The sequence below is a fragment of the Rhizobium laguerreae genome (genome assembly GCF_019778565.1).
GTDB classification, from domain to species: domain Bacteria; phylum Pseudomonadota; class Alphaproteobacteria; order Rhizobiales; family Rhizobiaceae; genus Rhizobium; species Rhizobium laguerreae.
In genome coordinates this window covers 1-12,708 of the sequence record NZ_JAAXQT010000018.1, presented here as the reverse complement: position 1 = coordinate 12,708, position 12,708 = coordinate 1, and the positions used below count along the sequence as shown (strand labels likewise).

General features: G+C 58.8%; 12 protein-coding genes and 2 pseudogenes. 6 read left to right on the top strand and 8 right to left on the bottom strand.

Annotated features, from left to right (window positions below; genetic code table 11):
- Positions 1–14 precede the first annotated feature (14 nt).
- Together HFO71_RS34110 and HFO71_RS34105 are read right to left on the bottom strand one after the other, a co-directional pair.
- Positions 15–926 (bottom strand): nucleoside hydrolase, encoded by a 912-nt coding sequence (locus tag HFO71_RS34110; protein ID WP_168340904.1) that lies wholly within the window; start codon positions 924–926, stop codon positions 15–17.
- Positions 927–944: 18 nt separating this feature from the next.
- Complete coding sequence (locus HFO71_RS34105) at positions 945–1,247, bottom strand: TOBE domain-containing protein (RefSeq protein ID WP_338150507.1); 303 nt, start codon at positions 1,245–1,247, stop codon at positions 945–947.
- 195 nt (positions 1,248–1,442) lie between these two features.
- Between HFO71_RS34105 and HFO71_RS34100 the strand changes: the two are divergent.
- Positions 1,443–2,018 (top strand): annotated as a pseudogene (locus tag HFO71_RS34100) (LysR substrate-binding domain-containing protein); the annotation flags it as partial.
- 156 nt (positions 2,019–2,174) lie between these two features.
- Here HFO71_RS34100 and HFO71_RS34095 read toward each other — a convergent pair.
- The 3 genes from HFO71_RS34095 to HFO71_RS34085 all read right to left on the bottom strand — a co-directional run bounded on the left by HFO71_RS34095 (position 2,175) and on the right by HFO71_RS34085 (position 4,860).
- Positions 2,175–3,338, bottom strand: a complete 1,164-nt coding sequence (locus tag HFO71_RS34095; RefSeq protein ID WP_168340903.1) for an SMP-30/gluconolactonase/LRE family protein — start codon at positions 3,336–3,338, stop codon at positions 2,175–2,177.
- A 339-nt stretch (positions 3,339–3,677) separates the two neighbouring features.
- A complete protein-coding gene (locus HFO71_RS34090) occupies positions 3,678–3,977 on the bottom strand; it encodes a hypothetical protein (protein WP_168340902.1) in 300 nt (99 codons plus the stop codon).
- 319 nt (positions 3,978–4,296) lie between these two features.
- Positions 4,297–4,860, bottom strand: a complete 564-nt coding sequence (locus HFO71_RS34085; protein WP_168340901.1) for a TetR/AcrR family transcriptional regulator — start codon at positions 4,858–4,860, stop codon at positions 4,297–4,299.
- A gap of 102 nt (positions 4,861–4,962) precedes the next feature.
- On the opposite strand from HFO71_RS34085, the gene HFO71_RS34080 reads away from it, so the two are divergent.
- Positions 4,963–6,372 (top strand): amidase, encoded by a 1,410-nt coding sequence (locus HFO71_RS34080; RefSeq protein WP_221989042.1) that lies wholly within the window; start codon positions 4,963–4,965, stop codon positions 6,370–6,372.
- 196 nt (positions 6,373–6,568) lie between these two features.
- Here the strand turns inward: HFO71_RS34080 and HFO71_RS34075 are convergent, their stop codons facing one another.
- From HFO71_RS34075 to HFO71_RS34065, 3 genes are read right to left on the bottom strand one after another with little or no spacing between them, the layout of a single operon-like run.
- Positions 6,569–6,958, bottom strand: a complete 390-nt coding sequence (locus tag HFO71_RS34075) for a limonene-1,2-epoxide hydrolase family protein (RefSeq protein ID WP_168340899.1) — start codon at positions 6,956–6,958, stop codon at positions 6,569–6,571.
- Between the two features lie 21 nt (positions 6,959–6,979).
- Positions 6,980–7,582: an NADPH-dependent F420 reductase gene (locus HFO71_RS34070; RefSeq protein WP_168340898.1), complete on the bottom strand. Its 603-nt coding sequence runs from the start codon at positions 7,580–7,582 to the stop codon at positions 6,980–6,982.
- Positions 7,583–7,611: 29 nt separating this feature from the next.
- Complete coding sequence (locus HFO71_RS34065) at positions 7,612–8,370, bottom strand: SDR family oxidoreductase (protein WP_168341018.1); 759 nt, start codon at positions 8,368–8,370, stop codon at positions 7,612–7,614.
- Positions 8,371–8,478: 108 nt separating this feature from the next.
- Between HFO71_RS34065 and HFO71_RS34060 the strand changes: the two genes are divergently transcribed.
- The 4 genes and pseudogenes from HFO71_RS34060 (at position 8,479) to ampC (ending at position 12,586) form a co-directional block, all read left to right on the top strand.
- A complete protein-coding gene (locus HFO71_RS34060; protein WP_168340897.1) occupies positions 8,479–9,408 on the top strand; it encodes a LysR family transcriptional regulator in 930 nt (309 codons plus the stop codon).
- Between the two features lie 441 nt (positions 9,409–9,849).
- Positions 9,850–10,701 (top strand): SDR family NAD(P)-dependent oxidoreductase, encoded by an 852-nt coding sequence (locus HFO71_RS34055; RefSeq protein ID WP_168340896.1) that lies wholly within the window; start codon positions 9,850–9,852, stop codon positions 10,699–10,701.
- Between the two features lie 93 nt (positions 10,702–10,794).
- Entirely contained in the window at positions 10,795–10,923 is a 129-nt protein-coding gene (locus tag HFO71_RS34050; protein ID WP_312883676.1) for a zinc-binding dehydrogenase, read from the top strand.
- Between the two features lie 467 nt (positions 10,924–11,390).
- Positions 11,391–12,586, top strand: a pseudogene (gene ampC / locus HFO71_RS34045) (class C beta-lactamase).
- Positions 12,587–12,708 lie beyond the last annotated feature (122 nt).

Genomic DNA, 12,708 nt, shown 5'->3' with positions numbered 1-12,708 from the left:
TCGACGGGACACGATTATCGAAGTGCGTCCACAAACAGCCGACGGAATTCCTCCGCAGTAACGTGCACGGCAACCGTGCAATTGATTGTCCGTCCGGCTAGATGCCGCTCGCTGACTGCTGCAACCACCTGCCCGGCGGCCGGCCCGCTATCGGCGCAGATGCTAACATGCGCCTGCACGGTCTCAAACATTTCCGGGTTCAACATCCAGGCGATAGCCGCCGGATCATGCAGGCAGGGGTCCCTTGAGCCATAGTTGATCAGCAGATGCGCCGCTTCCCTGGCGACGGGAGTATCGATCGTCTGGACCTCGCGAATCATATTATCCGTCACGGTCGCCTGGCGAGAGACATCGAGGCCGATCATGGTGACCGGGATACCGCTGTCGAAGACGATAGCGGCTGCGTGCGGGTCGACTGCAAAATTGAATTCGGCGAGCGGCGTCGTATTGCCGGGGCAGAAGGCGGCGCCCCCCATGATGGTGATGGCGCTGACGAAGTCCGGCAGATCTGGATCGAGCAGCAGCGCCAGCGCCAGATTGGTCAGCGGGCCGGTGGCGCAGATATGCAATCTCCCCTCCTCCCGGGCAATGCGGGAAATCTCTTTTGCCGCATGCCCATCCGCCAGCCGCATTGTCGGGAAAGGCAGCATGCTGCCGGCAAGTCCATCTGCGCCATGCATGATGGAGGTGCGGCCACGCGAGGCCATGATGGGTCGTGCCGCACCCGAATAAATCGGGATATCCCGCCGGCCGCACAGTTCGAGAATACGCCTTGTATTGTTGACGACGGGCTCCAAGCCGACATTGCCGGCAACGCAGGTGAGCGCGATCATGTCCAGCGCGTCGGGTCGGCCGAGCGCCAGAAGCATCGCCAGCGCATCGTCGGCGCCAGGGTCGCAGTCATAAAGAAAACGCAAGGCCCCCATGTCTCGGTTCCTTGAAGCTCAGCCCTTGTCGGCGAGGAAACGGGCGGTGTCCGGCGCCCATCCGAAGCGCACCAGTGAGCCAACCGCCGCGTCGCCAGCCTGAGCGGGAGCTCGGGCGATGATTTCCTGTTTGCCGGCGTCGATGATCACGCGCAGTTCCGAACCGCCATAGACGGTTTCGCGCACTCGGCCCTCGCAGAAGCCTTCACCGAGCGTGACGACTTCCTGTCGAACGACGATCGCACCCTTCGTACCGTTGGCCGGAACCTCACCGGCGATCGGCAGCCTCCCGATGGCAGTTTCGAGCGCGCTGGCCCTCACGGTGCCACGGATGATCGACGAGACGCCGATGAAATCTGCAACGAACAGGTTCTGCGGCTCCGATCTTGGATTGGCAACAAGTTCTCTGGCGAATTTGCCCTGGAGCAGCCGAGCCTTTTGCTAAACGCTGCTCTGAAGGCGCAGGCGGATCCGTAGCCAGTGGCGGATCGATCAGCTCGAGCGATTTCCCGCCGCTATGAGCTTGCACCGGAGATCAGGCTGCGCCTCACGCCCTTCGGCAATGATCTGGTCGAAACGGGTGCCATCTCAGGAGCAACAGAGATGCGCTCGGCAGGATCGTCGATGCCCCTGACAATATGTTGGTGCAGCATCTCATGGACGATGGACTGGCCTGCGTGGTGCGGAAGGATCATCCGGAGGTCGGCGACAGCCTGTCCCAGGAGCAGTATGAACGCATGAAGCACGTCAACGTGCTTCCGCCCGGCCGGATGCGGGCGGGCCTATTCCAGGCGCTTCAGCAGCAGGGACTGAAGCGTGACGTTGCCGTTTCGGTGACGCATTTTCTGGCTGTCCCGGAAATGGTCGCCGTCAGCGATTACTGCGCAACATTGCCACGCCTGATCTGCCAGCGCCTGGCGCGGGGCGAGAGGCTTAAAGCGCTACCGGCACCCGTCAACCTGGGCAGTTTTCCCGTGGAGCTTGCCTGGCAGGGGGCGTTACGGCAGCGACCCGGCACATCGGTGGCTGCGCTCATTGATCGCCGACATCGCGAAGGAGCATAATATTCCTCTGTCAGACAGCCATTCTTGACTGCGGTTGGACCTCAAAGTGAAGATCAGCCAGACCGCGGCGGAAGGCAGTGAAGAGCGGTGACGTATCCTGTGACATGAACAGTTCCCTGGCTTTCAGCGAGAAACTCTTGATATCGAAGACATCAACAAGATTTCGTGCGTCGCTCAACACATGTCATTTCGGCGGAGCAAACTTGAAGAGGGTGAAGGACTTATCAGTCCAAGCTTGACTGAACCAGGGCGAGTCCTGAATGTGAGATGCGGTGACGTACATCGTCCCATCAGGACCCTGGGCAAACGTGTCCGGCCAGCGTAGCCGGCTATCTTCGAGCAAAGGCGTTACCTTGCCATCGGGACTGAGGATCTTGATACCATTGTTCGCCATCGTGCTGAGATAGATGCGGTTCTGCTGGTCGATCCAAAGGCCATCCGTCGGCTCGGTCTCGGCAACCTTCTCAGGCCGCACTGAACCGGGATCAGTTTCCGCCTTCTGCAGGGCCTCGGTCGAGACCCGGTACATCGTCTTACCCGTCAACGCCTTCCAGTAGAGGGTCTTACCATCAGGCGTGAGCGCAATACTGTCGGCGTTGAACTGGGGCTGGCGACCGTCCGGGCGGCGCAGTGGCTTTCCATCGGTTTCGACAGTAACGTCCTTTTCGGCTTGCGTGGAGGGATCGTCGCTCAATACCCGCCACGCCTTGCCGGATCCAAGATTGAGAACAACGAGGCCACCCGGAGAGCCGGAGTCGGTGAAGTAGGCAAAAGTGCTGTCAGGCGCGATGCGGACGTCGTTCAGATAGCTGGCGGGGCCGGCGATGTCGGGCGAGAAGGGATAGACCTTCTTTACCGCGTTAGTTTTGAGATCGACCTGGACCAGCTTTGGCCCGTCCTTGATTGTCTTTTCGCTGTTGGGAGCAGCCGGATCGACAACCCAGAGAGATCCCTTCTGATCGGCAACGACACTCTGCACCGTTACAAAGTGATTCTTCGGCGACAGTTCCGACATCTTGGCGTTGCGCCAGGCGTTCCAGTCGTTGTTGGGATAAGGTCTGATCGAGCCATCTTTCATAACTTCGGCGACCGACACTGGCACATCTTCCGACCACCGTGGGAAGTTCACGAAGATCCGGCCATCTTCGGACACCGTCACGCCGGTCACCTGGTGATCGAACGTCGCAACCTCCTGCAGGCGCTCGTCGGTCTGGCCGGTGATTGGAGCAACCAGTTCTTTGGCTTTGTTCGTCAGCTTGTCGAGGGTTTGGGCGCTTGCGGGGTTTGCGAGCGAGATAATCGCGGCCGCAACGGCGAGGCGCGAAACAAGGGGAGCTTTCGGTTCCATCATTTCCTCCTTTTCGAGAATTCGATAACAAACTTGGCTTCGACGGTGAGGTTCCGTGTCTTAGCCTCATTGAACGCTCTCGAACGAGCAAGCGGAGGGGATACGCCGTGCCGGCGAAGCGTTTGGTCGCGCTTTAGATCGGCACACACGGAAACCGTCGTGTCGGGGCGCTGGCTCACGTGGGCATCCGTGAGATGGAATGCCATCTCGGTGCTGTTTCCGTCAGCCAAGCACCTCGCACTGAAGGTCCGCACCATCATTGCGTTTCTGAGGTCTTCGAGGAACGACCATAAGCTATGGCGCCGGCGAAACTGCACACCCCTGCGGATCCTCTGGAATTTACGAGAGGTTGTCTCGGTAGAAAACCAGGACCATGGCGAAAGTGATGACCCCGATCGCAGTCAGGACAAGCGTATGCCTTGACGATGAGCGGTCTCGAGACAACAAGGCGGCCGCGCACGTGCAGAGTGACCAGACACCTGTGACAATGACCAGCAGCCAGGAATACAAAAACGGACCAAGATCGTAGCCTCCACCCCCGATCGAAGGTCCGGAGGTCGTGTCGATCTGCGCGCCCATCAGGACAACCACAGGCAAGGCGAGCGCCGTCAACCATACCGCTATCGTCTTGTTTTTCATTATCAGTCACCTTGTTCCGCTGCGGGCTGCTCCGCGAGAAACGATATTTCTCCGTTCTGGTAGAGATTTCTCTTTACTCAATCATCTCGGAGAGCCTGGGCGCCGATGTACGAAAAAGGCCGGAGACAATGTCTCACGGCCCAGGCTTTTCTTCGACAGCGGAGGGAGGAGAACCGTCGGTAACTTGAGAGTGGCAGTTCATGGTTAACGAACCGTAACCGTTCAGTGCGACACGGCTAAAGGGTGCGAATTCTGCGGCCACAAAGGGAGCGCTCTTCGCGCACCACCGTTACGACCACGCAACATTGACGTTGGCATTTCACATTGGAAGGAGCCCGGCCGCACGGTAGCTTTGGATCATTGAGTCAAAGATGGAAATGTCCGAGCGGCTGCGGGCCAGAAGCTGAGCACCGGCAATCGCCGCAAAGATCGCACGCGCTCGCTCCTCGGCATCCTTAGCGTTTAGCAGTTCGGCTTCGATCAAGCGTTCACGGAGCCAGGCGACGTTGACGTCGGTGAAGGTCTGGACTTCCTTTCTGACGTGTTCGGGTAGATCGTCGTATTCCGCCCCCAAAAAGCTGCCCAGGCAAAGGCGATTGCCGTTTTCGAGCGACATGCGGAATGTCTTTGGATACTCGCGCAAGCTTTCCTTCGGGTCACTATTACGGCTCGCCACCTCGTCCAGCCATGCCTTCGTGTCCTGCCAGTAGCGCTCGGCGATCGCCGCCGCCAAATCAGCCTTGTTTGGGAAATGATAATAAATGCTGGCGGCCTTAATCCCGACTTCGGTGGCCAGGTCGCGCATGTTCAATCCGCCGTATCCATGCGCCTGAGCACTTAGTTTGCCCGCCGCCAAAATAGCTTCTTTCGCATTCGCACTCATAACGCCGCTCCAACTTTACCTACCGAATGTTAGATAGGGGTTGAGGGATCAAAAAGAAAGACCTAACTCTTGCCTACCATTTGTTAGTTAGGGACGCACATTATGACAAACGACCTGATCTATTCCGACGCAACGAAACTCGCGGAGCTCGTCCGAACAAAGGAAGTCTCCCCTGTTGAAATCATACAGGCGCACTTCGATCGCACCGAAGCGCTAGACGGCGACGTCAATGCAATCGTCACCATCGCCGACAACGCACCGGAAGCAGCCAGGCGCGCCGAATCTGCCGTTATGTCGGGACAGGAACTCGGTCCGCTGCACGGCGTGCCATTCACGGCCAAGGATTCGATCGACACGGTTGGCGTTCTGACCCAACGCGGCTCGCCGATCTTCAAGGGAAGACTTCCAAACGAAGATGCAACCAGCGTGGCCCGCATGAAGAAGGCAGGGGGGGTCCTGCTGGCAAAGACCAACCTGCCGGAATTTTCCTACTGGATCGAGAGCGACAACCTTCTGTCCGGGCGTTCAAACAATCCATGGGATCTTGAGCGCACGCCGGGTGGGTCAAGCGGAGGCGAATCTGCGGCAATCGCCGCCGGGATGTCGCCGATCGGTCTTGGCACCGACCTCGCTATCTCCATTCGCGGCCCTGCAGCGCAGACCGGAATCACCTCGATGAAAGCGACCCACGGTCGCGTCCCGATGACCGGCATCTGGCCCCGCGCGCCGCGCCGCTTCTGGCATGTTGGGCCAATGGCCCGCTCGGTACGAGATATCGCGCTCGCCTTTTCGCAACTCGCAGGACCCGACGGCAAGGATGCGTTTTCCAGCAGCACTATTCAGTTCGACGCCGGCATTGGTCGCCAGCCGTTTCGTCAACTGCGCGTCGGCTGGATGGTTGGACCCGGCTTCGGTCCGGTCGATCCGGAGGTCACCGCAACTGTCAAGGCGGCCGCCGAGGCTCTGAAGGACATCGGCGTTTCCGTCGAGCACGTCGGTATCCCGGCGCTTGAGCGCGACTTTGCGCTCGACGTCTTCAACCGGCTGCACGTGATGGAGATGAAGCCGGCATTTGAGGAGGCGACCGCTGGCCGTCGTGACGATGAACTATATAAAATGGCGAAGACGATGTTGTCTCTGCCGGATACGTCGATGAAGGACTACATTGATGCTGAGCAGGCGGCGGAACGGCTTCGTGATGGTTATGCCGAGTACTTCTCTCGCTATGACGCTCTCATCACCCACGTCCTGCCGATCCCAGCCCACAGGCACGGGGTCGAGGAGTTCGTGATCGACGGGCAAACGGTAGATGCGACCTACCTGCAGGGCGCGACCGTGCCGTTAAATGTTACCGGCTTACCAGGCTTGTCGATGCGGTTCGGCACCAGCACCGAGGGCATGCCGATTAACGTTCAGCTCGTCGGCGCGTGGCAGGCTGAATCCACAATCCTGCACATCGCGTCGTTGCTGGAAAGCATAAGCCCAGTTCGTGGACTTCATCCAGACCTGTGAGCAGCAGGTATAAAGTGTAACGGCGACGAGCTGCCGTCGTTAGGCCTGTTCAACAGCAACACCGCAGCGGATGGCTGCGATGTTGCTGGGTTCTCCCTACTTAGCAAAGCGCTGCGATGGAAAAACGGTCGGGGCCCTATTTCCATACAGGTCACCAAGCTTGATCGCCAGTAACGACGGCAAAGTTTGAGCGTTGCTACCGTTTGATAAGCGAAACCTGCCTTTCGAAGTCGCCTAGATCGAAATAGTCACGCCAGACTGTGATCAACCCATTCTCAACGGTGACAGTCCCCATAACCGGCAAAGTTATCGTCCCGCCGCTTTCATGGGAGAAGACATCGATGCGCTCGTTAAGAACGACGTTTCCCGATGCCGCGATGTTGGTGACTGTCCAGTCTACCGTGAACGCCGTCCCCACTCCGAAGTCCTCGTGAAACTTCCGGACGTTCTCTCTTCCGACGATGTTTGGCAGGGGCACGTTGTCGTAGAGGACGTCATCCGACAGCATCGCAAGGGCGTCCTCGATGCGATTGGCGGTCCAGTGGCCGAAGAACGTGGTAGCGATATCGATGGGATCTGTGGACATGATTGTTTCTCCAGCGAGTATTTAAGCGAACTTGACGAAATTGATGGCCGGCAGTGGTCCGCCAGGGAACTGCGTGAGCTTGCCGCCAACCGAGATCGGCCCAAGATCGACGCCGGCAAAACCGAGCTGTGTAATCAGGGCGGCAACCTCTGCTTTGGCGCCCTCGTCATCTCCCGAGTAGAAGAGGACACGTTCCCCACCTTCGGCATTTGGGCCTTTGGTCAGAAGGGCAGCGAGAAGATGATTGAATGCCTTGACCACCCGCGCACCCGGCACCAGACCGGCGACGATCTCAGTCGACAGCCGTCCATTCAGATCCGCAGGCTTGAAGAGCGGCGCCTCAATTGGGTTGTTCGCGTCGATAACGATACGACCATTCCAGTTCGGCAACCCGGCAAGCGCCGATGGTAGTTTAGACCACGGAACGGCAATCAAAACGATATCGGCTTGTGCCGCTGCTTCAATGGTGCCGGCTGTGATATGAGGAGCAAGCTCCTGTGCCAAGCCTGCAAGCGTCTCCGGCCCACGGCTGTTGGCGATGGTCGCCGCAATTCCATTACGGGCGAGGATCCTTGCAAATGCAGCGCCTATGTTTCCAGCGCCGATGATGCCGATGGTGGTCATGTCGTTTCTCCTGTTGGTTTAGGCAAGGGTCAAGCGGACTGGCCGCCATCGACGTTCAAGGTGGCGCCGGTAATGTACCCGGCGTCCGGTCCTGCGAGGAAGGCGACGGCGGCGGCAATATCTTCCGGCTGTCCGTAGCGGCCAAGCGCAGCAAGCTTGTTCAAGCTTTCGGCGAACGGACCGTCCTGTGGGTTCATGTCGGTGTTGATCGCACCGGGCTGGATGATGTTGACGGTGATGTTCCGTGGGCCAAGGTCGCGAGACCATCCACGGGTATAGGCAGCGACCGCAGCTTTGGTGGCGACATAGTCAGCAGCACCGGCGAAGGGAACGTGCACAGCGCCTGTGGTGCCGATCGAAATGATCCGGCCGCCATCGGTCATCAGCGGCACCGCGGCACGCACAGCGGCGGCGACGCCTTTCACGTTGACGTCGATCTGACGGTCAAAAGCGGCCACGTCCGCCTGGGTGTCATCGACCATGCCGGTGACGAAAACACCAGCAGAGTTAACCAGGATATCAAGCCTGCCAAAAGCATCATGGGCCGCGCGGACCAGTGCCGCGACCTCGGCCGGAATAGCCTGATCCGCCTTGACAGCGAGCCCACGACAGCCGGTGCCTTCGATTTCCTTGACGAGCTCATCGGCACGATTGGCCGAAGCGGCGTAGCTAAATACGACATCCGCGCCGTCGCGAGCCAGGCGCCGGACAATCGCGGCGCCGATACCGCGCGAGCCGCCGGTGACAAGCGCAACTTTGCCAGCGAGTGGTTGGTGCGTCTGGGTCATCATCTTCAATTCCTTTTGTTTGATGACGTGAAGATGGCCCAAAGAATTCACTTTGATTAGCCGCCAATCGACGCTATCAGTTTCAAGTGATTGTTGAAGGTGGAAACGATGGAGAGCCTGGCGAACCTGGAGTCATTCGTGCGAAGTGCCGAACTTGGCAGCTTTTCGGCTGCGGCGCGGCGGCTCGGTCTTACGCCAGCGGGCGTCAGCCGCAACGTTGCGGCCCTCGAAAGCAACCTGCAGCTTCGGCTGTTTCATCGCAGCACCCGCAGCCTCAAACTCACGGAGGCCGGCGAACGGTTCCTCACCTCCATCCGCAATCATCTCGAGAACCTGCAGGGTGCGATCGCGGAGGTGTCGAAGACAGATGGGCAACCGGCCGGCATTCTTAAGGTTAGCATGGGTCCGACCTTCGGTATGGGCTACATCCTTCCGATGCTCCCCGAGTTCAGACAGCGATATCCTCTCATACGGCCGGAATGGACGTTCGAAAACCGGCAGGTGGATCTTATCGCCGAAGGATATGACGCCGCCATCGGTGGTGGCTTCGAGCTTGCGCAAGGCGTTGTCGCCAGGACGCTGGCACCTGCCCATTTGATTGCGGTCGCCTCCCCCACTTATCTTGAAGGCCGGCCGAGGGTGGCTGCTCCGAGTGACCTTGCTGAGACGGATGGGATCGTCATGCGATCGCTGCGCACCGGCCGCGTCACGCAAAGACAAATGCGCAACGCCGCGGGCGAAGAACATGCCGTCTCTCTCAAGGAAACCATTGTCGTTAACGACCCCGCCGCCATGCGAGCGGCCGCTATCCTGGGGCTGGGGGTCACGCTGCTAGCCAAGCCGGACGCACTGCCGCATCTGGAAAGTGGCGAGCTGGTGCGCCTGCTGCCGTCATGGTGGGTCGATGCCGGGCCGATATCGATCTACTATGCCAGCAAGACCCTGCTTCCCGCAAAGACACGCGTGTTCATCGACTTCGTCGTCGAATGGTTTCAGCGCGAACGGTATCCGGAGCGCTTTGCAGGTAGCTTAGGGTGAAAAAAGTATCTCATACCCTCGAAAGTCTTAGCCCAAACTTCCACAGCGTTGATAGCCTTCCGACACTCTCACCGCGCGACAACGCGGCCCCCGATCACAACAGCGGTTGTGCGCGATGTTCATCGAGACACTGATGAAATGAAGGGCGCCATCCAGGTCGAACGGTCCTTGCCATATCGGATGCGATGCCTGATAGGATTGCAGTCGGCGCTGCCTCACGGATGGTCGCAATAGCCTGCTGAACGCGCTCTTCCGTTCGACCGTTGGCGACAACCTCCGCGCCTGCTGTTGCGATGGCAAGTCCATTGCCGGCCGTGGATCCGCTGACGACGGCGCGCTTTCCGCTTAGATCTATCTTCATGTTTGGCTCACGACAAAAAGCGGTACGGTTGCAACCCCGGTGCGTTCCCCCTATGTTCCTATGAACACAAGGAGGATGCTATGGACCTCAAGGGTGAAGTCTGTGTTGTAACCGGCGCAAGCCGCGGGATCGGTCGCGGCGTGGCTCTCGCATTGCTCGAGGCTGGCGCGACCGTACACGTCAGTGGGCGTACCCGTACCGAAGCAGAGGCTTCGGTCCATCCGCAAGGGACTGGTTCGCTGGAAGGCCTCCTTGAGGAGGCAAAAGGCTTGCCCGGAGAGTTGGGCATTCATTATTGCGACCACGCAGTTGACCGCCAAACCCAATCTGTCATCGCCGATATTTTGCACCGGCATGGCAAGATCGATATTCTCGTCAACAACGCCTGGCCAGGCTATGAAAAGATGGTGGAAAATGACGAATTCACATGGGCGCGCCCGTTCTGGGAGCAGCCCATGTGGCGTTGGGAGGCGATGATCAATGTGGCGTTGCGCGCCGCTTTCGTCGCATCCTCCGCTACAGCGCCTGCCATGATCGCTCGACGTCGTGGATTGATCGTCAATATCTCGTTTTGGGCAGCCGAGGTTTTTGAAGGGAACGCGATCTATGGCGTCGCCAAAGCTGGGGCTAATAAAATGGCGGCCGATTTCGCGCACGATCTGGAACCCCATGGCGTAGCTGCGCTGGCGCTTTATCCGGGATTGGTGCGCACCGAGGCGGTGTTGCGCGCCGCCGAATATCTTGATCTGTCGAACTCTGAATCGCCGCGTTTTATTGGCCGAGTGATAAAAGGCCTCTGGCAAGACCCGCAGCTGATGAACAAATCTGGATCGGTACATGTCGCCGCGAAACTGGCGGAAGAGTATGGGATATCCGACATAGATGGCAGGCACCCGCGGCCGCTTGCCCGAGATGATTTCAAAGCCCATTAGGACCCTGCGGAGCCTGCTTTCGTTCGTCGATGTCGTGATCCATCCTACCGGCATCGATATGGCGTCACGCCGCGCCAGGACGATGTGCTGCCAATGATGGGCAATGAACTTCAGCCCGTCGTCGGAGCGCTGTATCCGCTCTCAGCTACGTCGGATGCCCATCGCCGGTTGGAAGCCGGCGGAGAGTTCGGCAAAATCGTTCTTGGCGATTTTCATGAGTGATGTCGGAAACTCTGTTCACGCCTTGATGGGAATCGAACAGCCGACCTCGAAGAACTTAGTGCAGCTTCAAACACTTAGGGTGACGTCATGCAGTTTATGGAATTTTTGAGTCCGCTTTCAACCGGGTGAGATGGAAGGTCGACCACCCGCCTGTCAACACCGACCGATGGTCGTCTGCCCGCCGCCTTCTCCTTGATGATCCGGTGGACAGGTGGATGTCCGTCAGCGCAGGATCTTGGCTTCATGTGCCTGCGCAGCTTTGCAGATCCGGATGCTCATATCTTCGAACCCGCCTACATGGACATGAACGCGGCAGGTTGAAACTGGGTCGAAGCGGCGCGGGGAAGGCCAAGAATTTCTCATGCCTCGACCGAGAAGTCTTCATTTGCTCGATGCAGCAGTGGCCGGTAAATCGACTTCAGGTCGAGGACCGGCCGACGCCACTCTTACGGAGAGAGCCTCTAGCTATGAGATTTTCTGGTTCAGCAAACCGCACGGTCGCTGCCGGCCATGCCATTGCCGTAGCATTGGTCGCCACGGTCAACCCTGTCGGCGCGAAAACGGATGAAACGGAGCGGCGGATTGCAACCGTTGTTGACAAGGCCATAAAGCCACTGATGTCAGAAAATGACATCCCGGGAATGGCCGTCGGCGCCACAATCAATGGACGCAGCTTTGTCTGGAACTATGGGCTCGCCGACCGGGAGGGGTCAGTTCCTGTCGGTGATGACACCCTGTTCGAAATCGGGTCTATCAGCAAAACCTTTACTGCCACTCTCGATGCTTACGCGCAGGCTGAGGGCAGGCTATCATTTTCCGACAAGGGCAGCGACCATATGTCTGTCCTTCGGGGCAGCGCCTTAGACCGCGTCAACCTGCTCGACCTCGGCACCTACGCTGCGGGCGGGCTGCCACTCCAGTTCCCAGACGAGGTAGCCGACAATCGCGACATCATTCGCTTTTATCGTGGTTGGCGTCCTAGCTACGAGCCGGGCACGCACCGCGTCTATTCCAATCCCAGCATCGGGCTGTTCGGGTATCTCGCAGCAGAAAGCCTTGGAGAGCCATTTCCGTCATTGATGGAGGAGAAACTTCTGCCGGCCCTCGGGCTGAAGAGGACTTACCTGAACGTACCAACGGCAAAGATCCAGAGCTACGCCTTTGGCTACAACAAGGCTGGCAAACCGGTTCGGGTAACGCCTGGGGCGCTCGACGCACAGGCCTACGGCATAAAAAACCACGGCCGCGGATCTGCTCCGCTTCCTTGAAGTGAATATCGATCCCTCCCGGTTGGAGCCATTCCTTCGAAAGGGCCATGGAATCGATGCAAATCCGGTCTTGCCGGTTGGGCAACATGTACCAGTCACTCGGATGGGAGCTTTACGCCTGGCCCACGACGCTTGACACCGTGCTTGAGGGCAACTCGTCCGATATGGCGCTTAAACCCCAACCAGCTGTCAGGCTAAATCCGCGGGAAAAACCCGGGGATGAGATCCTTCTCAATAAGACGGGATCCACGGGCGGCTTCGGGGCGTACGCCGCTTTTGTGCCAGAGCGGCAGATCGGAGTCGTGCTCTTGGCAAACCGCAACTTCCCCATTCCGGCTCGCATCAAGGCGGCTTTCACGATCCTCAAAGCCGTCGAGACCATACAGGAGCATTAGAAGCCGGGAGCAATAGGTAGCCGCCATGGGACCTCCCTTTCCACGCAAATTGTCTGTGGAGGATCTGCAGGCGAGTTCAGAAGGAAACGCACGGCGGCCACTATGGAAAACATCATGAAGCC

Bases quoted from the DNA above. Each gene is read 5' to 3' on its own strand.
- HFO71_RS34055 (WP_168340896.1), top strand. From the start codon at position 9,850: ATGGACCTCAAGGGTGAAGTCTGTGTTGTAACCGGCGCAAGCCGCGGG.
- HFO71_RS34085 (WP_168340901.1), bottom strand. From the start codon at position 4,860: ATGAGTGCGAATGCGAAAGAAGCTATTTTGGCGGCGGGCAAACTAAGT.
- HFO71_RS34050 (WP_312883676.1), top strand. From the start codon at position 10,795: ATGATGGGCAATGAACTTCAGCCCGTCGTCGGAGCGCTGTATCCGCTC.
- HFO71_RS34070 (WP_168340898.1), bottom strand. From the start codon at position 7,582: ATGACCACCATCGGCATCATCGGCGCTGGAAACATAGGCGCTGCATTT.
- HFO71_RS34090 (WP_168340902.1), bottom strand. From the start codon at position 3,977: ATGAAAAACAAGACGATAGCGGTATGGTTGACGGCGCTCGCCTTGCCT.
- HFO71_RS34065 (WP_168341018.1), bottom strand. From the start codon at position 8,370: ATGACCCAGACGCACCAACCACTCGCTGGCAAAGTTGCGCTTGTCACC.
- HFO71_RS34075 (WP_168340899.1), bottom strand. From the start codon at position 6,958: ATGTCCACAGATCCCATCGATATCGCTACCACGTTCTTCGGCCACTGG.
- HFO71_RS34080 (WP_221989042.1), top strand. From the start codon at position 4,963: ATGACAAACGACCTGATCTATTCCGACGCAACGAAACTCGCGGAGCTC.
- HFO71_RS34095 (WP_168340903.1), bottom strand. From the start codon at position 3,338: ATGGAACCGAAAGCTCCCCTTGTTTCGCGCCTCGCCGTTGCGGCCGCG.
- HFO71_RS34110 (WP_168340904.1), bottom strand. From the start codon at position 926: ATGGGGGCCTTGCGTTTTCTTTATGACTGCGACCCTGGCGCCGACGAT.
- HFO71_RS34060 (WP_168340897.1), top strand. From the start codon at position 8,479: ATGGAGAGCCTGGCGAACCTGGAGTCATTCGTGCGAAGTGCCGAACTT.